The organism is Streptomyces sp. B93, assembly GCF_018070565.1.
In the GTDB taxonomy this organism is placed as follows: domain Bacteria; phylum Actinomycetota; class Actinomycetes; order Streptomycetales; family Streptomycetaceae; genus Streptomyces.
Genome location: NZ_JAGPXL010000015.1, coordinates 32,933 through 59,281 on the forward strand (window position 1 = coordinate 32,933; position 26,349 = coordinate 59,281).

Annotated in this window: 20 protein-coding genes and 2 pseudogenes; 11 read left to right on the forward strand and 11 right to left on the reverse strand. The window is 74.3% G+C overall.

The genetic code is table 11. The annotated features are described in order from the left end of the window. The 4 genes from KBY47_RS16960 to KBY47_RS16975 all read right to left on the reverse strand — a co-directional run bounded on the left by KBY47_RS16960 (window position 1) and on the right by KBY47_RS16975 (window position 8,003). Window positions 1-4,647, reverse strand: a complete 4,647-nt coding sequence (locus KBY47_RS16960; RefSeq protein WP_210921976.1) for a hypothetical protein — start codon at window positions 4,645-4,647, stop codon at window positions 1-3. A gap of 31 nt (window positions 4,648-4,678) precedes the next feature. Further along, window positions 4,679-5,623 carry a hypothetical protein gene (locus KBY47_RS16965; RefSeq protein WP_374103088.1) on the reverse strand — a complete coding sequence of 315 codons (945 nt, stop codon included), beginning with the start codon at window positions 5,621-5,623 and terminating at the stop codon, window positions 4,679-4,681. A gap of 55 nt (window positions 5,624-5,678) precedes the next feature. Then, window positions 5,679-7,205, reverse strand: coding sequence for a hypothetical protein (locus KBY47_RS16970; RefSeq protein ID WP_210921977.1), 1,527 nt, complete (start codon window positions 7,203-7,205; stop codon window positions 5,679-5,681). 102 nt (window positions 7,206-7,307) lie between these two features. Beyond that, a complete protein-coding gene (locus KBY47_RS16975) occupies window positions 7,308-8,003 on the reverse strand; it encodes a GntR family transcriptional regulator (RefSeq protein WP_210921978.1) in 696 nt (231 codons plus the stop codon). A 161-nt stretch (window positions 8,004-8,164) separates the two neighbouring features. Between KBY47_RS16975 and KBY47_RS16980 the strand changes: the two are divergent. From KBY47_RS16980 to KBY47_RS17000, 5 genes and pseudogenes are all read left to right on the forward strand, one after another. Then, window positions 8,165-9,477: pseudogene (locus KBY47_RS16980) on the forward strand (MFS transporter). After that, window positions 9,474-10,295: a putative hydro-lyase gene (locus KBY47_RS16985; protein WP_210921979.1), complete on the forward strand. Its 822-nt coding sequence runs from the start codon at window positions 9,474-9,476 to the stop codon at window positions 10,293-10,295. The pseudogene KBY47_RS16980 and the gene KBY47_RS16985 overlap by 4 nt, the downstream one beginning before the upstream one ends. 19 nt (window positions 10,296-10,314) lie before the next feature. Further along, window positions 10,315-11,073, forward strand: a complete 759-nt coding sequence (locus KBY47_RS16990; RefSeq protein ID WP_210921980.1) for a LamB/YcsF family protein — start codon at window positions 10,315-10,317, stop codon at window positions 11,071-11,073. Further along, window positions 11,070-11,705, forward strand: coding sequence for an allophanate hydrolase subunit 1 (locus KBY47_RS16995; RefSeq protein ID WP_210921981.1), 636 nt, complete (start codon window positions 11,070-11,072; stop codon window positions 11,703-11,705). The genes KBY47_RS16990 and KBY47_RS16995 overlap by 4 nt, the downstream gene beginning before the upstream one ends. Continuing rightward, window positions 11,702-12,571 (forward strand): biotin-dependent carboxyltransferase family protein, encoded by an 870-nt coding sequence (locus KBY47_RS17000; RefSeq protein WP_210921982.1) that lies wholly within the window; start codon window positions 11,702-11,704, stop codon window positions 12,569-12,571. The genes KBY47_RS16995 and KBY47_RS17000 overlap by 4 nt, the downstream gene beginning before the upstream one ends. 39 nt (window positions 12,572-12,610) lie before the next feature. Here the strand turns inward: KBY47_RS17000 and KBY47_RS17005 are convergent, their stop codons facing one another. The 5 genes and pseudogenes from KBY47_RS17005 to KBY47_RS17025 form a co-directional block, all read right to left on the reverse strand. Continuing rightward, window positions 12,611-13,468, reverse strand: a complete 858-nt coding sequence (locus KBY47_RS17005; protein ID WP_210921983.1) for an SGNH/GDSL hydrolase family protein — start codon at window positions 13,466-13,468, stop codon at window positions 12,611-12,613. Window positions 13,469-13,740: 272 nt separating this feature from the next. After that, a pseudogene (locus KBY47_RS17010) lies at window positions 13,741-14,904 on the reverse strand (glycosyltransferase); the annotation flags it as partial. After that, window positions 14,901-16,031, reverse strand: coding sequence for a glycosyltransferase family 1 protein (locus KBY47_RS17015; RefSeq protein ID WP_210921984.1), 1,131 nt, complete (start codon window positions 16,029-16,031; stop codon window positions 14,901-14,903). The pseudogene KBY47_RS17010 and the gene KBY47_RS17015, both read right to left, overlap by 4 nt. 139 nt (window positions 16,032-16,170) lie before the next feature. Then, complete coding sequence (locus KBY47_RS17020) at window positions 16,171-17,589, reverse strand: HEAT repeat domain-containing protein (RefSeq protein ID WP_210921985.1); 1,419 nt, start codon at window positions 17,587-17,589, stop codon at window positions 16,171-16,173. A gap of 324 nt (window positions 17,590-17,913) precedes the next feature. After that, window positions 17,914-18,306, reverse strand: coding sequence for an ankyrin repeat domain-containing protein (locus KBY47_RS17025; protein WP_210921986.1), 393 nt, complete (start codon window positions 18,304-18,306; stop codon window positions 17,914-17,916). Between the two features lie 308 nt (window positions 18,307-18,614). On the opposite strand from KBY47_RS17025, the gene KBY47_RS17030 reads away from it, so the two are divergent. Continuing rightward, window positions 18,615-18,809: a hypothetical protein gene (locus KBY47_RS17030; protein ID WP_007380617.1), complete on the forward strand. Its 195-nt coding sequence runs from the start codon at window positions 18,615-18,617 to the stop codon at window positions 18,807-18,809. A 55-nt stretch (window positions 18,810-18,864) separates the two neighbouring features. Next, on the forward strand, window positions 18,865-20,544 hold the full coding sequence (locus KBY47_RS17035; RefSeq protein ID WP_210921987.1) for a hypothetical protein: 1,680 nt from the start codon (window positions 18,865-18,867) through the stop codon (window positions 20,542-20,544). A 30-nt stretch (window positions 20,545-20,574) separates the two neighbouring features. Here the strand turns inward: KBY47_RS17035 and KBY47_RS17040 are convergent, their stop codons facing one another. Then, window positions 20,575-22,074, reverse strand: coding sequence for a PLP-dependent aminotransferase family protein (locus KBY47_RS17040; RefSeq protein ID WP_210921988.1), 1,500 nt, complete (start codon window positions 22,072-22,074; stop codon window positions 20,575-20,577). Between the two features lie 99 nt (window positions 22,075-22,173). On the opposite strand from KBY47_RS17040, the gene KBY47_RS17045 reads away from it, so the two are divergent. The 4 genes from KBY47_RS17045 to KBY47_RS17060 all read left to right on the forward strand — a co-directional run bounded on the left by KBY47_RS17045 (window position 22,174) and on the right by KBY47_RS17060 (window position 25,655). After that, window positions 22,174-22,839, forward strand: coding sequence for a YitT family protein (locus KBY47_RS17045; RefSeq protein WP_210921989.1), 666 nt, complete (start codon window positions 22,174-22,176; stop codon window positions 22,837-22,839). Continuing rightward, complete coding sequence (locus KBY47_RS17050; protein WP_210921990.1) at window positions 22,836-23,603, forward strand: glycerophosphodiester phosphodiesterase; 768 nt, start codon at window positions 22,836-22,838, stop codon at window positions 23,601-23,603. The genes KBY47_RS17045 and KBY47_RS17050 overlap by 4 nt, the downstream gene beginning before the upstream one ends. Before the next feature lie 52 nt (window positions 23,604-23,655). After that, complete coding sequence (locus KBY47_RS17055; protein ID WP_210921991.1) at window positions 23,656-25,002, forward strand: MFS transporter; 1,347 nt, start codon at window positions 23,656-23,658, stop codon at window positions 25,000-25,002. Window positions 25,003-25,280: 278 nt separating this feature from the next. Continuing rightward, the gene (locus KBY47_RS17060; protein WP_003977404.1) at window positions 25,281-25,655 is read left to right on the forward strand and encodes an RNA polymerase-binding protein RbpA; all 375 of its coding nucleotides are present in this window, start codon (window positions 25,281-25,283) and stop codon (window positions 25,653-25,655) included. 89 nt (window positions 25,656-25,744) lie between these two features. On the opposite strand, the gene fxsA is transcribed toward KBY47_RS17060, so the two are convergent. Beyond that, a complete protein-coding gene (gene fxsA / locus KBY47_RS17065) occupies window positions 25,745-26,305 on the reverse strand; it encodes an FxsA family membrane protein (protein WP_210921992.1) in 561 nt (186 codons plus the stop codon). Window positions 26,306-26,349: the final 44 nt, after the last annotated feature.

Sequence of the window (26,349 nt, forward strand, 5' to 3'; positions counted from 1 at the left end):
TCAGCTCCCCTGGGGGGCGGGGCGTTTGAACATGCGGGTCGCGGTGATCTCGCTGTGCACCGCCTCCGCCTCCCCGGCCGGGGCGGGCTCCGGCAGCCCCGGCCGCAGGTGCTCCTCGACGCTGATGTACTTCAGCCCCGCCCGTAGGTCGGCGTCGTTGCGCAACCTGATGACCAGCGGGAACTCCGCGAGCGCGGTCGTGTCGAACAGGCCGGTGGTGTACAGCAGCTGCACGCCGAGCGCGTCGGACACCGCACGCTGGAGTTCCAGCAGATAGGTGGCGTTGGCGCGGCCGATGGGGTTGTCCAGGAACAGGGTGCCCGCGTGGCGGTGCTTGTCGCGGCCCCGGTCGTTGCTGCGCAGCGCCGCCATCGTGCAGTACAGGGCGATGGCGGCGGTCAGCAGCTGGCCGCCGGAGAACACGTCGCCCATCTGCCCGACCGGCACCCGCTCGGCACGCAGCACGGCGTCCGGTTTGAGGATTTCCACGGCGACGCCCTTGGGCTGGAGGGCGGCGGCGACCCCGCGCAGCAGCAGGGACATGCCGTCGCGGCGCAGGTCGGAGTTCTTCTTCACGGCGGCGCGGGTCGCCTCGTCGATGACCTCGCCGAGCCGTTCGGTGAGGGTGGCCTGGTCGGGTTCGTCGAAGCGGATGCGCAGGAACTCCTGCCCCGACCACTCCCCCAGCCCTTCGGGCAGCCGGGACAGCCGCTGCGCGGACCGCAGGGTGGCGAGGGCCGACTCGACGAGGCCGCGCAGCCGGTCCACGATCGAGTCGCGGTTGCGCTCCAGCTGGGCCAGCTCGTCGGTGAGGACCCGCAGGCGGGGCGCGAAGGCGTCCGCCCACTTCTGTGCGTGCTCGGGCAGCGCGGCGGCGGGCAGTTCGCGGATCTGCTGGCGGGCCGGGGTGCGGACCTGTTCGTAGCGGGTGGAGTTGGCGTGCCGGACGAGGATGTCGCTGGCCTCGCGGACGGCGGCCTCGGCGGCGGACAGGTCGGCGGCGCAGCCGCGCAGGGAGCGGCGGGCCTCGGCGGCGGACTGCCGGGCGTCCTCCAGGGAACCCGGGTAGGGCTCGGGCCGGTCCTGGTCGTCGTCGGGAGTCTGCTCGCGGAGCAGGTCGCGCAGCAGGGCGGCGGTCTCGTCGAAGCCCCCGGCCGCGTCCTCGGCGGCACGGTGGGCGGCCAGCAGTTCGGCGTGGGCGTCGCGCGACTGGGCCAGCGCCTCGGTGCGGGAGGCGAGTTCGGCGGTGGCGGTGCGCAGCAGGGCCTGGGCGTGTTCGGCGTCGCGCGGGAGCAGTGCCTCAGGGAGGTCGGTGTGGGCGTCGCCGTCCTCGGGCGCGTGCCGCTCGGCCTCGCCGCGCAGGCGTCCCAGTTGCTCGGAGGCGGTGGACATCCGCGTCTCCAGCAGCTGCACCAGTTCCTCGGCGCGGGCGGCGGCGGCCTGCCGGGACGGGCCGTCGGAGCCGTCCGGCGAGGTCAGGAGCTGTTCCGCGCGGGTGCGCACCTTGTTGCTGAGCCGGTCCAGTTCGGCGCGGGCGGCGCTCTCGTCGCTCTCCGCGCGGGCCTGCTCGGCCCGCAGGTCGGCTCCGACGCCGACCTTCTCGTACACCTGGGAGGCGGCCCGGTACGCCTCCCGCAGGGCGGGCAGCGAGGCCTTCGGCCCGTCCGTGCCGTCCTCGGGTACGTCGTCGGGGGCGCCCGCGATCTCGGCGCGCTCGGCGCGCAGCGCGCGGGCGGTCCGGCGGGCGTCGTCGGCGGCGCGCTGGGCGGCGCGGCGGTCCTCGTCGGCGGCGCGGGCGCGCTCCAGGCAGACCTGGGCGCGGGCCTCCGACTCGGTGGCCTCGTCGGCCAGTTCACGCAGCCGCGCCTGCCATCCGGCGCGTTCGCGCAGGCGGAAGGCGAGTCCGGCGAGGGCGTCGGCGGCGCGCCGGGCCTTCTGTGCGGCCTCCTGCCGTTCGTCGCGCACCTGGGCCGCCTCGGCGGCGGCCTCCTCGGCCTCCGCGCGGGCGGTGCGGGCCTCCGCCAGCTCCGCCTCGGCCTCCTCGGCGAAGGCGCGCGCCTCGCGGGCGGCCTCGGCCAGTTCGACCAGGCGTCCGGCCGGGCAGCCGGTGCGCCAGGAGGCGAGCCGCGCGGACAGCTCCCGGTCCTTGCCGAGCCGGGCGGCGAGCGCCCGGATCTCCTCGTCGCGCTCGGTCGCGCGGGCGCGCAGCGCCTGCCGCTCCTCGTCGGCGGCGTGCTCGTCGTGCATGGCCGGGTTCGGCGGTACGAGGAAGACGTCACCGTCGTCCGCGCCGGGCGCCGGGGTGGGGGCGAGCAGGGCGGCGGCGGTGCCGACGGCCACGGTGGAGCGGGGCAGCAGCGCGGCCTCGCCGAGCGCCTCGCGGGCCCGGGTGTGCGAGGCCGGGTCGGTGATGACCACGCCGTCGACGAGTTCGGGCCGGGCGGCCAGGACGCGCGCGTGGTCGGCGGGGTCGACGGCCTGGGCGAGGTAGCGCCAGCCGGGCAGGGCCGGGATGCCGTGCTCGCCGAGGTACTCGACGGTGGCGAGGACGTCCGGGCCGGGCGGCAGCAGTCCGCCGTCGCCGAGCGCGCCGAGGATGCGGGCGTCGTCGGCGGCGGCGGTGCGCAGGTCGAACAGCTGGCGCTCGGCGGCGGAGACGGCGTCGTCGAGCAGTTCGCGCAACTCGTCGGCGAAGCGGTCGAGTTCCTCGGGGGTCAGCGCGCCGTTCGCGTCGGCCGTCGGGGTGCTCGCGCGGGCGCTGTCGGTGCCCGAGCGCGGTCCCGGGACGCCGGAGCGTGGCGCGCCCGGCAGGCTCAGCAGTTCCGCGAGCCGGGTCTCGGCGGCCAGCGCCTCGGCGGTGCGGCGTTCGCCGTCGTACGCCCGCTCGGCGGCGAGGGCGGCGTCCGCCGCGCGGGCCGCGGTGAGTTCGGCGCGGCTCTCGGTGGCCGCGGTCTCGCGGGCCTGTTCGGCGGCCCGGCGGGAGGCCTCGCGGGCGGTGTCCCAGGCGGCGACCGCGCTCTTCTCGGCGTCGCTGGCGGCGAGCGCGGCACGGGCCGGGTCGGCGTCGGGCGCGCTGTCGTCGAGCCAGCCCGCGCGAACGGCCTCGGCGGTTTCCTGCTCGACCTCGGTGAGCCGCTGCCGCAGGTGACCGGCCTCACTGCGGGCGCGCTGCGCCTCGGTGGCGGCGGCGGTGGAGTCGCGGTGGGCGGAGTCGCTGACGTCCTGGAGCGACGCCGAGCGCTCCTCCTCCTCGTTGGCGAGGGTCTCGGCGCTCTCCGCGGCCGAGTGCAGGGCCCGTACGAGGTCGACGGCGGCCTTGGTGCGGGCGGCGAGGGCGGGTGCGGCGTCCCGCTCGGCCTCCTGGATCGCGGCGGACACGCGGGCGACTCGGTCGGCGGCGGCGCGGTGGCGCAGTACGGTCTCGGCGGCCTGCCAGGCGGAGTGCAGGGTGCGGGCGTCGGCGAGTTCGCGTTTCTGCGCGGCGGCGGCCTTCTCGGCGGCGGCGAGCGCCAGGGAGGCGTGCCGGTAGGCGAGTTCGGCGGCGACGAGCGCGCTGTGCTCGCGGGTGGACTCGGCGTGGGTGACGGCGTAGGCGGCGGCCGTGACCCGCTGGGCGAGGTCGGTGGCGCGGACGCGTTCCTGGGTGCCGCGCGCGGACAGCCGCCGGGACAGGGTGCGGGTGCGCCGCTCGGCCGCGGTGTGGATGTCACGCGCGCGTGAACGGGCCTCGGCGGCTTCGACGATCCGGCCCAACAGGTCCACCGACCCGGCGGTGAAGTCGCGTTCGGCGATCAGTTCGGCGCGGCGGCCGAGCTTGTTGCCGAAGCCGCTGACCAGGTCGGCGAGGCCGTCGGTGTCCCGGGTGTCGGTGACGGCGCGCAGCAGCAGGTCGGTGAAGTCGGCGTCCTTCTTCACGGCGAAGAGACCGGCCGCCTCGCCCTCGTCGGCGTTCATCTCCCGCTGGTAGCGGAAGAGTTCGGGATCGAGGCCGAGTTCGCCGAGGTGTTCGGTCCAGCGCTCGTGGGTCTCCTCCCAGTGCACCTCCAGGTGCGGGTAGGTCTTGCCCGCCTCGGTGAGGGCGTCGCGGAAGCCCTTCATGGTGCGGCGGCGGCCCCGGGCGCCGGACTGGCCCTCGACGGGCGGGCGTACGGCGGTGGACTCGGCGACGGGCAGGTTGTCCAGGCTGAGTCCGGGGCCGGGCCGGAAGGAGTACCAGGCCTCGGCGAACTTGCGCGGGTCGTTGGAGACCTGGCGGCCCCGCCACTCGCTGACCTTGCCGACGACCACGCACTCACCGGTCAGCACGTGCTGCCACTCCAGCGCCACGTGCCCGCAGTCGTCGGCGAGCAGGAACTTGCGCAGCACGCCGGAGCTGGCGCCGCCGAGGGTGTTGCGGTGGCCCGGCAGCATCACCGAGAAGATCAGCTTGAGCAGGACGGACTTGCCACCGCCGTTCTCCAGGAAGAGGACGCCCGCGGGGGCCGGGCGGCGCGGCGGGCCGACCGGCTCCTCCTCGAAGAACTCCGCCTGCGTGGGGGCGGGGTCGGGCACGGGCTCGCCGACACCGCGCAGGTCAAGCACGGTGTCGGCGTAGCGCGCACCGGCGGGTCCGATGGAGTAGAGGCGGACCCGGGACAGCTCGTACATGGCGGACTCTCGTCAGTCTTCTGCGGGGGGGTCAGGGCTGGGGGGAGGCGTGGAACGGCAGTCCGGCGTCGGCGACCAGGTCCAGGTCGTCGGTGTCCTCGGCGGGCAGCAGGGTGGGGGTGCCGTCGGTCACCGGGACCACGCCCAGCTCCAGTAGTTCGGCCAGGGCGGCGCTGCCCGCCATGTCGCGGACCTGGAGCTGGTAGCGGGCGGTGGTGCGGTAGGTGCCGCCGTGGTCGTCGCCGGTGCGCTGGAGGAAGCCGGAGTCGGTGAGGAAGGCGACGGCCTTGGCGATGATGCCGGTGGTGGAGCCCGCGAGTCGGCGGGCGTCCTTGGTGGCGCCGGTCGCGCTGCGTCTGACCCAGATCCGCCAGGCGGCCTCCAGTCCGGGCGCGTCGCTCACCGGGTCGGTGTTCTCGCCCTGCGCCTCGGCCCGCTCCTCCAGGCGGCGGCAGGCCTGGCGGACGAAGGCGTCGACGCCGTTGACGGTGACCCGGCCGATGTAGCCGTCGTCGGCGAGGTCCTCGGGGCGGGGGAACGCCATCGCGGCGACGGCGAGGTGGGCGAGCCCGTGCAGGAACCGGTCGCCGGAGTCGGCTGAGGTACGACGCGCGTAGTCGCCCATGCGGACGGCGAACACCGAGTCCTCGGCGGCGGTCACCGCCATGCCCGCGCGCGGGGACACCTCCAGGACCACCAGGCCGAGCCCGGTGGCGACGGCGTCCGCGAGCCGTGCGAAGGGCGGGTCCTCGCGGTAGCGGCGCAGCAGTTCCGCGTACTCCTGGTCGCGGGCGGGCTGGAGCTTGGGCTGGAGCCCGAACGCGACGAGCCGGGCCGCGTCGGCGGCGTCGGCGGGCGTGACGGCGGCGCTCACGGACGCGGAACCGGTCCCAGTCGCGGAACCGGTCCCCGACGCGGCAGCGCTCGCCGACCCGGCGACGGTCTCCTGCTCGCTGCGGTCGTCGTGCTCGGTCACGGTCGGGGCTCCTTGCCGCGGTGTCGCTGGTACGGGGGTGTGCTGGTGTGCCTGCTCACGCGGCCTCCGTCCGGTCGGCCGCCATGCCGGCCGCGTCCAGCAGGGCGGTGCCCACGATGAGGTCGGCGCCGCCGAACTCGGGGTCGTCCAGTTCGGTCCCGTCGTCCACGGCGAAGAGCAGCTTCTGCTCGCCCTGGCGGTAGGCGGTGCCGACGGGCGGGCTGGCCGCGTGCACCGCCAGCAGGGCGACCAGGTACGGCAGGTCGGGGTCGCGGCGGCGGGCCTCGGCGAGCAGGCCGGAGAGTCTGCGGGGGGCGTCGGCGGGCAGGTCGAGCAGTTCCGTCGCCGCCGCGAGCTGCTCCTCGCTGAAGCGGCTGTCGTCCGGGGTGGCGATGAGGTCGGGCTCCGGCATCTCCGCGCCCAGGTGCTCCCGCTCCACCGGTGGTGTCAGCAGTATCTCGACGAGGTCGCCGACGCGCACGGACACGGGTGTGCGCAGGCCGGTGCCGTCGGCGAAGAAGGCGTCGGTGACGCGGATCGCCCGCTCCAGCGGGAGCGGCAGGGTGGGGGCGAGGAGATGGCCGTAGAGGTCCGTGCCGGAGGTGGCCGCAGGGGTGGCGAAGGCCTGCCGGTCCTGTTCGGCGCGGAACAGCGGACCGGCCTCCAGCAGCCGGGACTGGAGCTGGGTGTGCCTGCGGATGCAGTCCTTGACGATGTCGACCAGCTCGGCCGCACGGCGCTTGTGCTCGGGCTCCTCGGACTCGTCGCGGGCGCGGCGGATGTTGGTGAGGATCGCGTTCTCGTGGCGGTAGCGGTCGGCGACGTGGTCGAGGGCCTCGGCGATCATGTCGGGGACGGCGCTGAGCCAGTCCACCGCGCGGACGTTGCGCCGGGTGGCGTCCAGGGCGCGGCGCAGGGTCTCCGAATACTGCACGGTGCGGTACCGGGCCTGCTCGGCGGCGAGCTGGGCGTCGGCCAGCCGCCCCCGGTTGATCAGCACCTCCAGCTTGACCTCGGCGGCGATCTGGGCGCTGGTGACGTCGGTGTCCAGGGCGCCGACCAGGACGTTGACCGCCTCGTCCGTCGTACGGAGGTAGACGCTGCCGCCGGGGCCCGGTACCTCCTCGATCAGCTTGAAGTCGTAGTCCCGGCGGACGTAGGTGCCGTCCGGTGCGAAGGTGCCGTACACGGCGCGGAAGCCGCGGTCGACGTTGCCCACGTTGATCAGGTTCTCCAGCACCCAGCGGGCCACGCGCTCGTGCTCGGTGACGGGGCGCCGCGGGGCCTGGGCGGCGATGCGGGGGATGAGCCGGGCGACGACCTGGTCGTGGTCGGCTCCGGTGTCGAAGTCCATGTTCAGGGTGACGAGGTCGATCGCGGCGAGGGCGACCTCGGCCATGCCGTACACCGAGTACTCGCCCGCGAGGTTGGCCTTGCGGGTGTCCAGGTCGTGCAGCGGGGCGGTGCAGGCGAGCGCGCGCAGCCGCCGCGCCAGTCCTTCGTCGGCGGCCGGGCCCGGCGCGGGCCGCGGCCCCGCGCTGAGCTGGGGCGGAACGCTGTCCGTCGATGCAGGCGAAGTCACGGTGCACAGACTAGGTCCTCGGTCTGACAACGACCCAAACGGGCGCAGAAGCGACCACCGTCACAGCGGCGCTACACGCCTGGTCACCGGCGGGGGCCGGGCTCAGCCGTCGGCGCCCACCCGGCGCTGGTAGGCCCCGCCGATACGCTTCAGTGAGTCGTCGAGGTAGACCGCGAGCTGCCGCTCCGCCTCGGTCCTGTCGCCCGCCTGGAGCGCGTGCAGGATCTGCCGGTTGCGGGCGAGGTAGGGCTCGTGCAGGCGCCGGGGTTCGTCCACGACGTGGAAGGCGAGGCGGAGTTCGGCGAAGACGCTGCGCATCAGCTCGTCGGTGCGTGCGCTCCCGGCGAGGGCGACCAGTTCCCGGTGGAAGTGGATGTTGGCGGTGCCCAGGCGGCTCCAATCCTCCTCGGCGGCCGCCAGCTGGCCCTGGTTGACGGCCGACGTGAGCCCGTCGAGCGCGTACGGCGGCTCGCCGAGCCCGCGGACGACGGCGCACTCGACGAGGCGGCGGGTGCGGTAGATGTCCTCGACGTCCTCGACCGTCAGCACTCGCACGAAGACGCCGCGGTTCAGCTCGTGGACGAGCAGCCGCTCGTGGGTGAGCAGCCGGAAAGCCTCGCGCAGGGTGTTGCGGGAGACGCCCAGCGCCCCGCCGATGGCGTCCTCCGACAGCCGGGTGCCGGGCGGGAAGAAGCCCTCGGCGATCCGGGTCCGCAGGATGTCCGACACCCGCTCGGCGGTGCTGGTGCGCCCGAGGAGGGCGCGGTCGTCGGCCAGTCCCGTCAGCTGCTCTGCCATGCCCGGAATTCAACCGCAGACAGAAGAACGAGACAACATGAGTATTGAAGGATCGTTGAACGATCCTCTACGTTGCTACGAACGCACGGCACAACCCCGCAAGACACGGCAACGGCACGGCTCAGTCCCAGCACCCTCCGTCCTCACACTGCGAGGTGCACATGAGCACGACCCCTCCACGGCAGGCCCTGACCACCGACCCGCGGCCAGGGCCGGGCGAACCCCCCGACAGCGACGTCCCGTTGGGCTGGCTGCGCGCCCTCGGCCCGCGCGGCCGCCGCGCCTTCGCGGGCGCCTTCGGCGGCTATGCCCTGGACTCGTACGACTCTTCACGCTGCCGCTGAGCATGGTCGCGCTGGCCGCGTACTTCGGCCTGGACAGCGGCCAGACCGGCCTGTTCACCACCGTCACCCTGGTCGTCTCCGCGGTCGGCGGCGCGCTCGCGGGCGTGCTCGCCGACCGGATCGGCCGGGTCAGGGCACTGATGATCACGGTGATCACCTACGCCGTGTTCACGGTGGCCTGCGGCTTCGCGCCCAACTACGAGACGCTGCTGGTCTTCCGCGCCCTCCAGGGCCTCGGTTTCGGCGGCGAGTGGGCGGTCGGCGCGATCCTGGTCGCCGAGTACGCGAGTGCCAGGCACCGCGGCCGGACCCTCGGGTTCATCCAGAGTTCGTGGGCGGTGGGCTGGGCGGCCGCCGTGATCGTCTACACGCTGGTGTTCTCCTTCCTCGGTGACGACCTGGCCTGGCGCGTGATGTTCTGGACCGGCGCGCTGCCCGCGCTGCTGGTGCTGTGGATGCGGCGCCGGGTGCACGACGCGCCGCAGGCCACCGCCGTACGCGAACGAAGCCGCCGGAGCGGGAGCGCGAAGGACTCCTTCGCCGCCATCTTCAGGCCGGGGCTGCTGCGGACGACGGTCTTCGCGGTCCTGCTCTCCACCGGCGTCCAGGGCGGCTACTACACGCTGGCGACCTGGGTGCCGACGTACCTGAAGACCGAGCGGGACCTGTCGGTCGTCGGTACCGGCGGCTATCTGACGTTCCTGATCTCGGGCGCCTTCACCGGCTATCTGACGGGCGGTTACCTCACCGACCGGCTCGGCCGTCGCCGCAACATCTGGCTCTTCGCGCTGCTGTCGGCCCTCTGCATCCTGGCGTACGCGAACATCCCGAGCGGCGCCAACACCCTGCTGCTGGTGCTGGGTTTCCCGCTCGGCTTCTGCATGTCGGCCATCTTCAGCGGCTTCGGGTCGTTCCTGAGCGAGCTGTACCCGACGGCGGTGCGCGGGACAGGACAGGGCTTCACCTACAACACCGGCCGCGCGATCGGCGCGGTCTTCCCCACCACGGTCGGCTTCCTGGCCGACGGCTGGGGCGTGGGCGGCGCGCTCGTGTTCGGCGCGATCGGTTACGGTCTCGCCGCGCTGGCGCTGCTCGGACTGCCGGAGACCCGCGGAAAGGAGCTGGTGTGACCCGCACGGAGGACCGGCCGGTGACCCTGGCCGACGAGCACGCGCACGCGTGGAGCGCGAGGACGGCCCGGGCCCGCTTCCGCTCCGGACTGACCGGACCGACGGCGGGGGTCGCGGCCGGGCACACCCAGGTCAACCTGGTGTCGGTGCCCGCCGACTGGGCCTACGACATGCTGCTGTTCTGCCAGCGCAACCCCAAGCCCTGCCCGGTGCTCGACGTGACCGACGCGGGCTCCTGGACGACCGTGCTCGCCGACGGCGCGGACCTGCGCACCGATCTGCCGCGCTACCGGGTGTGGCGGGACGGGGAACTGGTCGACGAGCCCACGGACGTGCTCGGCCACTGGCGGGACGACCTGGTGACGTTCCTGCTGGGGTGCAGCTTCACCTTCGAGTGGGCGCTCGCCTCCGCGGGCGTGCCGATCCGCCACGTCGAACAGGGCCGCAACGTGCCGATGTACGTGACGGGCCGTCAGTGCCGTCCGGCGGGGCGGCTGAACGGCCCCATGGTGGTGTCGATGCGTCCGGTGCCGCCGCGGCAGCTGGCGGCGGCCATCAGGGAGAGCAGCCTGCTCCCGGCGGTGCACGGCGGGCCGGTGCACTGCGGTGACCCGTCGGCGCTCGGCATCGACGACCTCTCCCGCCCCGACTTCGGCGACGCGGTGGACGCCGAACCGGACGACATCCCGGTGTTCTGGGCCTGCGGAGTGACCCCGCAGGCGGCGCTCGCGGCCTCGCGCCCGCCGTTCGCCCTCACCCACGCGCCGGGGCAGATGTTCGTGACCGACGCGCGTGACGAGCAGTACCGCGTGGCCTGAACCGAGTTGAGAGGATTCCATGACCCCCATCGATCTGAACGCCGACCTCGGCGAGGGCTTCGGCCGCTGGCGGCTCACCGACGACGAGCGGCTGCTGTCCGTCGTCACCAGCGCCAACGTGGCCTGTGGCTTCCACGCGGGGGACGCGGCCACCATGCGGCGGGTGTGCGAGCTGGCGGCCGAGCGCGGGGTGACGATCGGCGCCCAGGTCTCCTACCGGGACCTGGCGGGGTTCGGGCGGCGCGCGATGGACGTGCCGCCCGCCGAGCTGACCGCCGAAGTGGCCTACCAGATCGGCGCCCTGGAGGTCTTCGCCCGCGCGGCGGGCGCCCGGGTCGCCTACGTCAAACCGCACGGGGCGCTCTACAACCGGGTGGTGCACGACGAGGAGCAGGCCCGCGCGGTCGTCGAAGGCGTACTCCTCGTGGACGACTCGCTGCCCGTCCTCGGGCTGCCCGGCTCGCGGCTGCTGGAGCTGGCCGCCAAGGCGGGGCTCCCCGACGTCCCCGAGGCGTTCGCGGACCGCGCCTACACCGACCAGGGCACTCTGGTGCCGCGCGCGCGGGAAGGCGCCGTGCTCACCGACCCGGCGACCGTGGTGGAACGGTCGGTGAGCCTGGCCCGCTCCGGAACGGTCGTCGCGGACTCCGGCTCCCGGATCGATGTACGCGCGCGTTCCCTGTGCCTGCACGGCGACACTCCGGGCGCGGTGGAGCTGGCCGGGCGCGTCAGACGGCGGCTGGAGGCGGCGGGCGTCCGGGTGGAGTCCTTCGCATGAGGGCCCTGCCCGTCGGTGAGGACGCCCTGCTCGTCGAGGTCTCCTCGGGGGACGAGGCGCAGGCCCTGCACGCGGAGCTGCTGCGCCGCCGCTCCGCGGGTGCGCTGTCGGCGCGGGAGATCGTGCCCGCGGCCCGCACGGTCCTCCTCGACGGTGTGGACGACCCGGCCCGCCTCGCCGCCGAACTGACCACCTCCGCGGTACCGCCCACGCCCCCGCGTGCTGGACAGGTGATCGAACTCCCGGTGCGCTACGACGGGCCGGACCTGCCGGACGTCGCCGCGCACTGGGGCGTGACCGAGGCGGAGGTGGCCCGGGTGCACGCCGCCACCGAGTTCCGGGTCGCGTTCTGCGGGTTCGCGCCCGGCTTCGGCTATCTGACCGGCCTGCCGCCCCGTTACGACGTCCCGCGCCGGGCCACGCCCCGTACGGCCGTCCCCCCGGGCTCGGTGGCGCTCGCGGGGCCGTACACGGGCGTCTATCCGCGATCGTCGCCGGGTGGCTGGCAGCTGGTCGGCACCACCGACGCGGTGCTGTGGGACCACGCGCGTGTACCGGCGGCGTTGCTGTCGCCCGGGGCGCGTGTGCGGTTCGTCCCGGTGGCGGCGGCCGGGGGAGCGGTGACCGCATGACGGACCGCGCCCTCGCCGTGGTGCGTCCCGGGTCCCTGACCACGGTGCAGGACCTCGGCCGCCCCGGCCACGCCCATCTCGGCGTTCCCCGTTCCGGCGCCCTCGACGCGCCCGCGGCCGCGCTCGTCAACCGGCTGGTCGGCAACCCGCGCGAGGCGGCCGTGCTGGAGACCACCCTCGACGGCTGTGCCGTGCGCCCCCGTTCGGCGGTCACCGTCGCGGTCGGCGGGGCGCCCTGCCGGGTCACGGTCGACGGGCACCCGGTCGCCTGGGGCGCCCCGGTGCGGGTACCGGCGGGGGCGGTGCTGGACGTGGGCGCGGCGGTCTTTGGCGTACGCGGCTATGTCGCCGTCTCCGGCGGCATAGCCGTCGAGCCGGTGCTCGGCAGCCGCTCCACCGACCTGTTGTCCGGGCTCGGCCCCCCGCCGCTCACCCTGGACGCGGTGCTTCCCCTGGGGCCCGCGACCGGGCGGCACGCGCGCGTGGACGTCGCCCCGCAGCCGGGCCCCCCGGCGGAACTCCTGCTGCGGGTGACGCCGGGGCCGCGTGCCGACTGGTTCACCGCGGACGCCGTGCGGACCCTCACCACGCGCGCGTACCGGGTGTCGAGCGCGAGCAACCGCATCGGGCTGCGCACCGAGGGGCCCGCCCTGGAGCGGGCCCGGCTCGGCGAACTGCCCAGCGAGGGCCTGGTGCTGGGCGCCGTCCAGGTACCGCCGGACGGCCGCCCGGTGGTGTTCCTCGCCGACCACCCCACCACCGGCGGCTACCCGGTGATCGCGGTCGTCCGCACCGCCGACCTGCCCGCGGCGGCCCAGGCCCGTCCGGGTACGCCGGTGCGATTCCTGGCCGTACGGCGCCGCTGACCACCGCCGGGCGGTCCGGACGGGCGTCGAGCCGCCCTCTCAGGCCGCCTCCGGCTCCGCCCACGGCTCCCCCGAGGACAGCGCGGCCAGCGCGGCGCTCACCGCGTGGGCCGTGCGCAGGTCCAGGCGGGAGCTGGTCCCGCGCGCGTGGTGGCGCATCTCGTCGGCGGCGAGGCGGAGGAGCTGCGGCAGCAGGTCGGTGCACCTGCAGGCCACCCAGCCGGTGCCCGCGGTGGCCAGCCAGCGCAGCCGCTCCGTCCTTGTGGGCGCGGGGAACTCCGGCTCGGGCGAGGGCCCCACACCGCCGGCGAGGCCGGTCCGGGCCAGCAGGGCGTGGAAGCGGAGGGCCAGTTGGCGGTGCCCGCGCTCTCCCGGGTGCAGCCGGTCGGCGCTCCACATCGCGCGGTCGGTGAGCCAGGCACCCTCGGCCGCGTGCAGGTGCACGGCGCCGTGCCGCGCCGAGAGGGCGTGCACCACGGTGTTGACCGCGCGTTGCCGCCGGGCCAGCGGGCGGGCCAGGGCGCCCGGCAGGCCGAGCATCGCGCCGGGGTCGGGCAGGCAGGCGGTGAGCACGACCGCGCCCTGGGCGGTGCAGGCGGCGTACACCTCGTCGAGCCGGGCGGCGACGGCGTGGATGTCGAAGGTGCGGCGCAGGGTGTCGTTGACGCCGACGAGCACGGACACCAGGTCGGGCCGCAGGGCCAGCGCGGCGGGCAGCTGCGTCTCCAGCACGTCCCGCGTCTGCGCCCCGCTGACCGCGAGGTTGGTCAGGTGGGCGGGACGGTCGCCGAGTTCCCCGGCGAGCAGCGCCGCCCAGCCGCGCCATTTCCCACCCACCGGGTCGCCCACACCCTCGGTGAGCGAGTCACCGAGGGCCACGAAGCGCACGGGTCTCATGACACGCCCTCACGCAGGGCGCCGACCCGCGACACGGACGGCACGCTCGCCGCGGTCCCCACGGGGGACCCACCCCGACCCACCGCATCGCCCCGGCCCGGCGCATCGCCCCGCACCGGAGACTCGGCCCGCACCGGCGACTCGGCTCGCGCGGAATGCTCGGCCCGCACCGGCACATCACCCCGCACACTCGACTCGACGGCCACCGCCGACTCGCGCACCCGAGGCTCGACCGCCACGGGTGACTCACCCCGCACCCGAGCCTCAACCGCCACCGGCCCAGGCACAGGCACCGCAACCGGCACCTCACCCCCCACCCCCGCGTCATGCGCGGCGAGAAACCCGGCCACCGCCGCATCCCACCCAAAGCACTCCGCACGCGTGCGTGCCGCGCCCCGCCGTTCGCCCTCGGGCCGCTCCAGCAGCATGGCGACGGCGTCCGCGAAGGCCTCCCCGTGGTCGGCGGCGGTGGCCCCGGCGGCGCCGACCACCTCCGGCAGCGCGGAGGAGGCGCTGGCCACGACGGGCGTACCGCACGCCATGGCCTCCAGCGCGGCCAGCCCGAAGGTCTCCGCGGGTCCCGGGGCCAGGCACACGTCGGCGGAGGCCTGGAGCGCGCCGAGCAGACCGCGGTCGGCGACATGCCCGAGGAAGGTCACGGGCAGCCCCCGTTCGGCCGCCCGCTGTTCCAGCCGCCCGCGCAGCGGCCCGTCCCCGGCCACCACCAGCACCGCCCGCTCGCCGCGCCGCAGCAGCGCCTCCAGGGCGTCGAGCGCGGTACCGGGCCGCTTCTCCACGGAGAGCCGCGAGCACATCACCAACAGCCGCTGGTCCACGCGCGCGTGCAGGTCGCGCAGGCCCGGGTCGCGCAGCGCCGGGTGCCGGCCCGTCAGATCGACGCCCAGGGGCGCCCGTACGACGTTGGTGGCGCCGATCCGGACGAACTCCCGCTCGGCGAACTCCGTGGTGCACACCACGCGCGCGTAGGCGTGCGCGGTGCGGGCGTTGAGCGCGTCGGCGGCGCGCCGGGACATCCCCTCGGAGAGTCCCCAGGTGCGCAGCACTCCGTCGGCGGTCTCGTGGGAGACCATCACCGCGGGCACCCGGGCGCGCCGCGCCCACCGGCCGGTCCACCTGAGCGTCGTACGGTCGGAGACCTCAAGTCGGTCGGGCGCCAGTTCCTCCAGCAGCGCGGCGACCCGGCGCTTGTCGGTGAGGACTCGGTAGCCGCCGGTGCCGGGCAGCAGCGGTCCGGGCAGGGTGATCACCCGGCCCTGCTCGGTGTCCCGGTCGTCGTACCGCTCGCCGGGCACCACCAGCACCGGCTCGTGCCCCGCCGCCAGGAAGCCCTTGCCCAGCTCCCGCAGGGCGGTGCGCAGCCCTCCGGAGGCGGGTGCGACGAAGTTGGCGAGCCGGACGATCCGCAGCGCGCTCATGCCGCCATCACCGCCGTCCGCGCGGCGAGGACGTCTTCGTAGTGCCCGATCAGCCGGTCGCCGATCGCGGCCCAGGTGCGCCCCTCGACGGCGGCGCGCCCGGCGGTGCCGTAGGCGGTCCGCAGCGGGGGGTCGGCGGCCAGGGAGGCCACGGCGTCGCGTACGGCGTCGGCGTCGCCCGGCGGGACCAGCAGTCCGGTGCGGCCGTGGTCGACCAGGTCGAGCGGGCCGCCCACGGCGGGCGCGACGACCGGCACTCCGCTGGCCATGGCCTCCTGCACGGTCTGGCAGAAGGTCTCGAAGGGACCGGTGTGCGCGAAGAGGTCGAAGGAGGCGAAGATCCGCGCGAGGTCGTCGCCGCCCCGGCGGCCGAGGAAGACCGCGCCGGGCAGCGCCTCCTCCAGGCCGGACCGGCTCGGCCCGTCACCCACGACGACGACGCGCACCCCGGGCAGGGCGCAGGCCCCGGCGAGCAGTTCGACGTGCTTCTCGGGGGCGAGGCGGCCGACGTAGCCGACGATCAGTTCACCGTTCGGGGCGAGTTCGCGGCGCAGCGCCTCGTCGCGGCGGTCGGGGCGGAAGCGGACGGCGTCCACGCCGCGCGGCCACAGCCGCACCCGGGGCACGCCGTGCGCCTCCAGGTCGCTGAGGGAGGCGCTGGAGGGCGCCAGGGTGCGGTCGGCGGCGGAGTGCACGGAGCGTATCCGCCGCCAGGCCGCGGCCTCACCGGCGCCCACATAGGTGCGGGCGTACCCGGCCAGATCGGTCTGGTAGACGGCGACGGCGGGGATGCCGAGCCGGGCGGCGGCGGCCATGCCGCGCACACCGAGGATGAAGGGGCTGGCCAGGTGGACGACGTCCGCGCGGTGAGTGACGAGCGCGGCGGCCAGGCGTCGGCTGGGGAGGGCGACGCGCACCTGGGGGTAGCCGGGGAGCGGCAGGGAGGGGACATGGACCACGGGGCACGGCGCCAGGGCGGCGTCGGCCTTGTTGCCCGGGGCGGGCGCCGGTGCGACGACGAGGGGAGCGTGACCGCGGTCGACGAGGTGCCGGGCGGTCTGGAGCGCGCAGTGTGCCACGCCGTTCACATCGGGGGGAAAGGATTCGGTCACGATGACGACACGCATACGGGTGTTGTCGCCGGGCTGGACGTGGCCGCGTCAACGTGGATCTTTCCGGGCGAGGAACGTCCCATGAGCTTCTGGATCGGCTCCCGCGCAGGTCGGACCACGTCCATGCGCTCCTGACCCGCGAGTCACCCCGTGTTCACACTGCGGGCGCGTCAGGGCCGATCCGGCTGCGTACGGCCGTCTGGACCTCCGCCTCCTCGGCCGGATCGGCGGCGAGCCTGCGCAGTCGCTCCACCACGCGCGCGTCCCCGGTCTCGGCGTGCCGGGCGGCCAGTTCCCGGGTGGTCTCCTCGCAGTCCCACAGGCATTCGACGGCGAATCCGGTGGCGAAGGAGGGGTCGGTGGCGGCGAGCGCGCGGGCGGCCCGGCCGCGCAGGTGGGACGAGGCGGTCTCGCGGTAGACGTGCCGCAGCACGGGCGCCGCGCAGACGATGCCGAGCCGTCCGGTGCCGTCGACGAGGGTCCACAGGGTGGGCGCGTCGGGGCCCTCCGAGCGCACCGCCTCGCGCAGGGCGCCAAGGACGAGGTCGCTGTCCCTGGTGGTGCCGCGGCAGGCGAGCATCCGCCCGGCGGCGGCGCCGAGGGCGTCGGGCCGCTGGGCCCAGCCGCGGGCCCGGTCGACGGCGGCGACGCCGCGCATCCGTTCGAAGGCGTCGACGGCGGCGTCCACGACAACCGTGGAGCCGGTGGCGACGGCGGTGTCGATCAGGTCGAGGGCGTCGGAGTCGTCGCCGTCGGCGAGGTAGCGCAGGGCGGTGCAGCGGGCGCCGTCGGAGCCGTCCTTGGCCGCCTGCACGATCTCGGCCCGGTCCTCGGGGCCGGCGACCGCGCTGAGACATCGGGCGGCGGGCACATGCAGGGCGGCGCCGCGTTCGATGCCCTGCTGGGCCCACTCGAACACCGCCTGCACGCTCCAGCCGGGGCGGGGCCCGGAGGGCCGCATCTGCCGCTGCCAGCGGTCGAAGCACCCGGTCTCCTGGGCGGCACGCACGCGTGCGGCGATCGTCTCGCGCGAGTCCTCCGCCCAGAGCCGCCAGGGCCGTGGCTCGAAAGCGTCCCTCACGGTGGCGGCCAGTTCGGCGTCGCCCTCGGGGCCGGCGGGGAACCGCGCGAGGACCGGCTCGGCGAGGGCGCGCAGCCCGGCGTCGTCGTCGCGCAGCGCCAGTTCGTCCAGGGCCCAGGCCCAGTTGGTGCCGTGGGCGGCGTAGGCGCGCAGCAGGTCGAGGGCGTCACGTCGGCCGTAGGAGGCGAGGTGACCGAGGACGGCGAGGGCGAGTCCGGTGCGGGACTCGCAGGTGTCCAGGACATCCTCGGGGTCGAACAGGTGGGCCTCGATCTCGTCGAGTCCGCCGCCCAGGTCGAGGTAGAGACGGGCGTAGTAGAGGGAGCGGTTCTCCAGCTGCCAGTCGTGGCGGGGGTCGTGCAGCACGCAGTGGTTGAGTGCCGCGAGCGCTTCCGCGCGGGGGGCGGTGAGCGCGTGCAGTGTGCCGTCGCCGCGGCCTCGCTGGAGCAGGCCGAGCAGCGTACCGCTGGGCGCTATGACCGGATCGAACATGGGAAACAGCCTCACATCAAGCGTCGACGCAACCGGGGAACGTGCACTACCTGGCCGCGTGACAACACGTCGGGGCGCCCGCCGTCTCTTGCTCGCTGTAGACCATCTTCCTCTGCCTCTCGTCAAGTGGCCCGTGCGGACCATTCACGGCCCGCGCGGTGCGGCAACACCTGCCCAGCCATCGCGTCCGTGAATCACGACGTCATGATGACTCGGCGGTTATCAGTACCGCGACCGATATTTCCGGCGGCCTTGTCCCGCCTCCCCCGTTTTCCGTTCCGAACCCCACTGACCAGCCCGTCCTCGCTGGTCAGGGCGTTCGGATCACTGTGCGCCGAACAATTCCAGCAGTTCTGTCTTGCCGAACATCCGGGCCGTGTCGACGGCCGAGGGAGTTCCCGCGGCCGGGTCGGCACCGCCCTTCAGAAGGGCCTCGATCACTTGCTGCTCCCCCTTGAAGACGGCCCCGGCGAGCGGGGTCTGTCCCCGGTCGTTGATCCGGTCGGCGTCGGCCCCGCGGGCGAGCAGCGCGCGCACGGTCTGCGCGTGGCCGTGGTAGGCGGCCAGCATCACCAGGGAGTCGCCGCGGTCGTTGGTGAGGTCCGCCGGTACGCCCGCGTCGACATAGGCCGTGAGCGCCTCGGTCTGCCCCCGCCGGGCCAGATCGAAGATCTTGGTCGCGAGTTCCACGACCTCGGGGTCGGGGACTTCGGTCATCGGCGGGACCGCCTCTCACTGCGAGCGCTTCGGGGACGTACGGGGAGCAGCGTACGGCGGCGAGCGGTGCAGCCGTACGGGTGAATCGCCAGCGTACTTGCTGCGCACGCACATGGCCGGACACACCCGAGGCAAAGATCACCAATGCGCCCGCCGGACGCAACCGCGCTGGTCGGACGCGCCGGGAGCTGCTCGGCCAACCGGACGAAATCCTCGGAATTTCACCCAGTTGCACCTTTTGTCGTATGGATACATGCTGTGAGCCTGGAAGTACTCATGGTGACTGTCCCCTCACACCAGGAGACCTCATGATCCTCTCCATCTCAGGCGTCGTCCTGCTCGGCATCGTCGTCTTCATCTTCTTCCGCAAGGACGGACTGAAGGCGTCGCACGCGCTGATCTCGGCCCTGTTCGGCTTCTACCTCGCGAGTACCGCCATCGCCCCGAGCATCAAGGCGGGCGGCGAGAGCCTCGCGAGCCTCCTGGGCGGCATCAAGTTCTGACGCCTGCCCGTCCGCACGCCCCGCTCCCACCCGTACGCACCTCCAGGAGACAGCAGTGGTCCGGCGCCCCCTCCCCCGCATTCTGAGCAACGGCAGCGCGCAGCTCGCCCGGAGCCGGGAGCTGGCCCGGACGGCCGCCGACAGCGCCACCGACGTCCTCCACCCGCTGATCACCATCACCCGCGGGCTGCGCCGACTGGCCTCGGCCGGCCGGCGCAGGTGGGCCGAGACCCCCAAGGACAAGCGCGGCCCCCTGCTGTTCCTGGTGGCCTCGGTCATCCTGGTGGTGGCGCTCGTGCCGTACGGTCCGCTGCTCGCCGCCATCACCCTGATGGCGGCGGCGGCGTGGCAGGGCCGGGACCGCACCCCACCGGCCCCGGACGGCCCCGACGAGTCCCAGGTCCAGCGCCTGAAGTCGCTCTACGAGGCGCTGGTCCCGTACTTCTCGGCCTCCGAGGACCCCGAGCCGATGTACAGCCACGGCGGCGACTGGGAGACGGCGCTGACCTCGTACGACTTCGACGCCTCGGGCCGCGTCACCCGCCTGGTCATCGACTACCCCGCCTACTTCACCGACGGCGAGCCCGAGTCCCGGGCGCGCATCGAGCAGCTGCTCAGCTCCAAGTCGGGCCGCGGCCGGGAGTACCACTTCGACTGGGACGAGGAGGGCAACCAGCTCACGGTCACCGTCCTCGCCCCCCTCCCCACCGGCATCCCCGCCCAGCGCTTCGTCACCGCCCCCGGCGAGACCGTGCTCGGCTTCACCGACCCCACCGAGGTCCAGCGCACGCTCCCCCTCACCTACGGTGAGGAACAGCACGACATCCCGCCGGTCGTCTGGCGCACCGGCCCGCGCTCCACCGAGCCGCATCTGCTGGCGCTCGGCCAGCCCGGCAGCGGCACCTCCACCCTGCTGCGCTCCGTCGCCCTCCAGGCGCTCCAGCACGGCGACGTCCTGATCGTCGAGGGCGGCGGCACCGGCGAGTACGCGTGCCTGACCGGCCGGGACGGCGTCCTCGCCGTCGAGTGCGCGCTGGCCGGGGCGCTGACCAGCCTGGAGTGGGCGGCGCACGAGACGGAGCGCCGGCTGATCGCCGTCAACCGCGCCCGCCAGGCGGGCCACCCGCCGCCCGAGGACACCAAGCGGCCCCTGTGGATCCTCCTGGACCGCCCGACCGCCCTGGCCCACGTGGCCGCCGCCGACGGGCACAAGGACCCCCAGTCCCTGCTCCAGATCCCCCTGCGGCACGGCCGCGCGGCCGGCGTCACGGTCGTCGTCGCCGAGCAGTTCGACGCCATGGACGCGCTGAGCGACGCGGTACGGCAGCACACACGCGCGCGTGTCGTCCTCGGCCCCGCCACCGCGGCGCAGCTGGAGCAGTTTCTGGGCGCCCCGCCGCGCACGACGCCGGTCAGCCATGTCCCGCCCGGCCGCGGCTACGCCCGACTGGGCACCGGCCCGGTCCTGCGCCTCCAGGTTCCGGCGACACCCGACCCGTACGACGACGCGACCGCGGACAGCCACCGGCAGGCGGTCATGGACCTGCTGCCGCCGCACACGACGCCGGGCGACGCGGAGGTCGAGGGGCCCGCCGACGCCCTCGCCGAGCCCACCGGTGGGCCGGAGACCGAGGCCGACCCCGAGACCACCCCCGAACCCGCCCCCGTCCTCAGGCCCACCCTGGACAAGCCCGACCCGGTCCCGGCGAAGGCGGCAGTGGCGGAGACGTCGTAGCGCCCGGCTCGGCCGGCACGCCAACCGTCCCTACGCGACGAACGTCCGCGGTGTCTCGCCGCCGCCCACCCCGCCGCTCTCCACCAGCCGGGCCGCGGCCGCCAGCCGCAGGGCGGCCTCCTCGGCCACCGCGCCCGCCACGGTGAACGGCAGCCGCACATACCCCTCGAACGCCCCGTCCACCCCGAAGCGCGGCCCGGACGGCACCCTGAGGCCCACCCGCTCCCCCGCCTCGGCGAGCCGCGACCCCGACAGCCCCCCGGCCCGCACCCACAGCGTGAGCCCGCCCCGGGGCACCTCGAACCCCCAGCCGGGCAGCTCCCGGCGCACCGCGGCGACCAGGGCGTCCCGGTTGCCGCGGGCCTGCTCGCGCCGTACCTCGACCGCCTGCTCCCAGCCACCGGTGCCGAACAGCCAGTTCACCGCCAGCTGTTCGAGGACCGGCGTGCCGAGGTCGGCGTAGGCGCGGGCGGCGACCAGGCTGCGGATGACGTCGGGGGCGGCCCGTACCCAGCCGATGCGCATCCCCGCCCAGAACGCCTTGCTGGCCGACCCGACGGTGATCACGGTGGACCCGGCGGGATCGAAGCCGCACACCGGCCGCGGCATCCGCACGTCGTCGTCCAGCCACAGTTCGGTCATCGTCTCGTCCGCGACCAGCACGGTCCCCGCCGACCGGGCCGCCTCCACCAGTTGCCGTCGCTGGTCCTCGTCGGCGAGCGCGCCGGTGGGGTTGTGGAAGTCGGCGACGACATAGGCGAGCCGCGGCGCCGCCTCCCGCAGCACCTGCCGCCAGCGGTCCATGTCCCACCCGGCGAGCCCCGCGGCCATCGCCACGGGCACAAGACGGGCGCCGGTCTCCCGCATCAGCTGGAGGATGTTCGCGTACGACGGCGACTCGACGGCGATCCGCTCACCACGCCCGGCGAACAGATGGCAGATCGCGTCGATGGCACCCATCGCCCCGGTCGTCACCATGATCTGCTCGGGCATGGTCGGGATGCCCCGCGCGGTGTACCGGTCGGCGATCGTGGCGCGCAGCGCGGGCAGTCCGGCCGGGTAGTCGCCGTGGGTGTGCGCGTAGGGCGGCAGTTCCTCCAGGGCGCCCCGCACGGCCCGGGTGAGCCAGGGTTCGGGCGCGGGCAGCGCGGCGGTGCCGAGGTCGATCATCGAGCCGAGCGCCTCCGGCGGCAGCGGTTCGAGCCCGCGCGCGGGCAGGGGGTTCCCGGCCGGTACGGCGGTCCAGCTGCCCGCGCCGCGCCGGGACTCCAGGAACCCCTCCTGGCGCAGCGCCTCGTAGGCGGCGGCGACCGTGGTGCGGCTGACGGACAGCGAGAGCGCGAGTTCCCGTTCGGCGGGCAGCCGCGCGGCCACCGGGACCCGGCCCTCCAGCACCAGCAGCCGGATGCCGTCGGCGAGCGCGCGGTAGGCGGGCGGACGGCGCGTGCCGGGGCCCGCCGGGCGGTCCTGCTGCGACTTGAGCAGCCGGGCGAGCTGCGCCGCCCCGACCGCCGAGGTCCACTGCGCCATGCGGATCAGTCCACCTTCCCCGAATTGGCCCTGGATGGCCATGCTTCCCAAGCCACAGAGTGGCACGCGCCAGGCCACTTCTCCAACAGGGGGCATCTCTTGTCCGCACCGGGACCCAGGCAGGGGCACGTCCCACGCCGTCTCACCCAGCTCTATCTCGGCCTCACCCTCTACGGCGCCAGCTCCGCCCTCCTGGTCCGGGCGGGCCTCGGTCTGGAACCCTGGAACGTGCTGCACCAGGGCCTCGCCGAACGCACCGGCCTGACCATCGGCGTCGTGTCGATCATCATCGGCGCGGCGGTCCTGCTGCTGTGGATCCCGCTGCGCCAGCGCCCCGGACTCGGCACCGTCTCCAACGTCTTCGTCGTCGGCGTCGCGATGGACGGCACCCTCGCCCTGGTCCCCGACGCCCACTCCCTCGCGGTCCGTGTCCCGCTCCTGCTGGCCGGGGTCGTGCTCAACGGCGTGGCGACCGGCCTCTACATCGCCGCCCGCTTCGGACCGGGCCCGCGCGACGGCCTGATGACCGGACTGCACCGGCGCACCGGCCGCTCGATCCGTCTGATGCGCACGGCGGTCGAGGTCGCGGTCGTCGTCACCGGCTTCGCGCTGGGCGGCACGATCGGCGTCGGCACCCTGCTGTACGCGGTCTCGATCGGCCCGCTCGCCCAGCTCTTCCTGCGCGTCTTCGCCGTCCCCGATGCATCCGGCGGCAGCACGGTCGTTGCCGCGGCGCCACCGCGGCGCGCGATACTTCGACGGTGACCACGCGGATACGCCACCCCTACCTCGACCACCCCGGACCCATCCCGTTCGCCCACCGGGGCGGCGCGGCGGACGGCCTGGAGAACACCGCCCTCCAGTTCCGGCGCGCGGTCGAGGCCGGTTTCCGCTACATCGAGACCGATGTGCACGCCACCCGGGACGGCAGGCTGGTCGCCTTCCACGACGCGACGCTGGACCGGGTGACCGACGGGGCGGGCCGGATCGCCGACCTGCCGTGGGCGGAGGTACGGCACGCGCGCGTGGCGGGCCGTGAGCCGGTGCCGCTCTTCGAGGAACTGCTGGAGACGTTCCCGGAGGTCCGCTGGAACGTGGACGCCAAGGCCGAGTCCGCGCTGCACCCCCTCCTCGACCTGATCGCCCGCACCGGATCGTGGGACCGGATCTGCGTCGGCTCGTTCTCCGAGGCCCGGGTGGTGCGCGCCCAGCGGCTGGCCGGTCCGCGCCTGGCGACGTCGTACGGAACCAGGGGGGTGCTGAACCTGCGGCTGCGCTCCTGGGGCGTGCCCGCCGCGCTGCGCCGGTCCGCGGTGGCCGCCCAGGTGCCCGAGGCGCAGTCCGGCATCCAGGTGGTCGACCACCGCTTCGTCCGGGCCGCCCACGCGCTCGGTCTCCAGGTGCACGTGTGGACGATCAACGAGCCCGAGCGCATGCACCGTCTGCTCGACCTGGGCGTCGATGGCATCATGACCGATCACATCGACACACTGCGCAAGGTCATGGAGGACCGGGGCGTCTGGGCCTGAGCCCCGCACCAGGGCCTTCTCGCGGCGCGGGCACGGGGAAGCGAGGGCACGGGTGGGCATCGACGCCGTGCGGGCGGAGGTCACCGACGAAGTGGCCGAACGGCGGCGCGAGCAGCGCGGCTGGTACTTCTACGACTGGGCCTGCTCCGTCTATTCGACCAGCGTGCTCACGGTGTTCCTGGGGCCGTACCTGACGTCGGTCGCCAAGTCGGCGGCGGACGCCGACGGCTTCGTCCACCCCCTCGGCATACCGGTGCGCGCGGGCGCCTTCTTCCCGTACGCGGTGTCCCTGTCGGTGATCGTGGCGGTGCTGGCGATGCCGCTGGTCGGCGCGGCGGCCGACCGCACCGGCCGCAAGAAGCCGCTCCTCGCGGCCGCCGCCTATCTGGGCGCCGCGGCGACGACGGGCATGTTCTTCCTCGACGGCGAGCGCTATCTGCTCGGCGGTGCGCTGCTGGTGGTCGCGAACGCCGCCCAGTCGGTGGCGATGATGCTGTACAACTCCTACCTGCCGCAGATCGCACCGCCCGAGGAACGCGACGCGGTCTCCTCGCGCGGCTGGGCGCTCGGCTACGCGGCGGGCGCCCTGGTCCTGGTCGCCAACCTGGTGCTGTACCTCGCCCACGACTCCTTCGGCGTCTCGGAGAGCACGGCCGTACGCATCTGCCTGGCCTCGGCCGGCCTGTGGTGGGGCGCCTTCGCGGTCATTCCACTGAGACGGCTGCGCGACCGCCGCTCCCCCGCGCGGGAGGCCGCCCTGCCGGGCCGCAGACAGCTCGCGGCGACCCTGCGCGACATGCGCCGCCACCCGCTGACCCTGGCCTTCCTGCTGGCGTACCTCCTCTACAACGACGGCATCCAGACGGTGATCTCCCAGGCGTCGGTCTACGGCTCGGAGGAACTGGGGCTGGAGCAGTCGACCCTGATCGTGGCCGTGCTGCTGGTGCAGGTGCTGGCGGTGGCGGGCGCGCTGGCGCTCGGCAGGCTGGCGCACCGGTACGGCGCGAAGCGCACGATCCTCGGCTCGCTGGTCGCCTGGACGCTCACCCTGGGCGCCGGGTACTTCCTGCCGGCCGGTGCGCCGCTCTGGTTCTTCGTGCTGGCGGCCGGGATCGGGCTGGTCCTGGGCGGCAGCCAGGCCCTGTCCCGCTCCCTCTTCTCCCACCTGGTCCCGCCGGGCAAGGAGGCCGAGTACTTCTCGGCGTACGAGCTGAGCGACCGGGGCATGAGCTGGCTGGGGCCGCTGCTGTTCGGGCTGACCTACCAGCTGACCGGCAGCTACCGGGACGCGATCATCTCGCTGGTGGTGTTCTTCGTGCTCGGTTTCGTGCTGCTCGCGCGGGTTCCGGTGCGCCGGGCGATCCGCGACGCGGGCAATCCGGTGCCGGACAGGATTTAGCACTCGGAGCGAAAGGGCTGTAGTGTACGCGTTTGGCCTGCCAGGCGTACCGTTACTGCGCGTCAAAGATGCCGAAACGCTGGGTGACATCTCCTTGCAGATGTGACAAACCGGGCGCCGGTGGGTACTGCACTGGTTGACAAGGCTGCGGCTACGACGGCGACGCATGACCCGGAACGGGACTCGGAACGGGAATCTTTACCGCCGACCGGACGTTGACCGGATGACGACGACAGCGACACCTGTCCTGTGGGCGACAAGCCCGGGAGGCACGATTCATGAGTGAGCGAGCTCTTCGCGGCACGCGCCTCGTGGTGACCAGCTACGAGACGGACCGCGGCATCGACCTGGCCCCGCGCCAGGCCGTGGAGTACGCATGCGAGAAGGGGCACCGCTTCGAGATGCCCTTCTCGGTCGAGGCGGAGATCCCGCCGGAGTGGGAGTGCAAGGTCTGCGGGGCCCAGGCACTTCTGGTCGACGGCGACGGTCCGGAGGAGAAGAAGGCCAAGCCTGCGCGTACGCACTGGGACATGCTGATGGAGCGGCGTACCCGCGAGGAACTCGAAGAGGTCCTCGAGGAGCGCCTCGCCGTCCTGCGGTCCGGTGCGATGAACATTGCGGTGCACCCCAGGGACAGCCGCAAGAGCGCGTAGCCGAAGGCCACGACAGCAAGACCCGAGAAATTGCCCGCGGGCGCCGTACACGGTGTGTACGGCGCCCGCGGGCATTTCGGGTGCGCCGCTCAGCGCTCGATGGGCGGGCGCGGCTCCTCGGGGCGGTCGGTACGCTCGCGCGGCTCGTCCCGGATGACCTCGCCCTGCACGACCTTGCCGTCGGGGCGGTGCATACGGGCCTGCTGGAAGGCGTCGCCCAGAGTGCCGGGGCGGGCGGTGCGCAGCCTGCGCTCCAGGGTCCGCTCGGCCCGACGGCTCAGCGCCTTCTGCACCGGCGGGATCAGCAGGACGAGGCCCACCGCGTCCGAGATCAGCCCGGGCATCATCAGCAGCAGGCCGCCCAGCATCAGCAGGCCGTTGCCGCCACCGCGCGAGGGGGCGGTGCCGCGCTGCAACGCCTCGTTCAGGTTCTGGAAGGCGCGGCGGCCCGCCCGCTTGATGACCACCGTGCCGCACACCAGCCCGGCGAGCAGGAGCAGGAACACCGTCAGTCCGCCCGCCGCGTCGGCGACCAGGGTCAGCAGCCAGATCTCCAGCACCAGCCAGGCCGCCACGCCCAACGGCAGGAAGGTGCGCAGCCGGGAGCGGCGCGGCCGGGCGGGGGTGGGAGTCGAAGCGCCAGTCGTCATGTCTCCAGTGTGCCTGGCCCCGGCTCAGCCCGGGATAAGCCCCC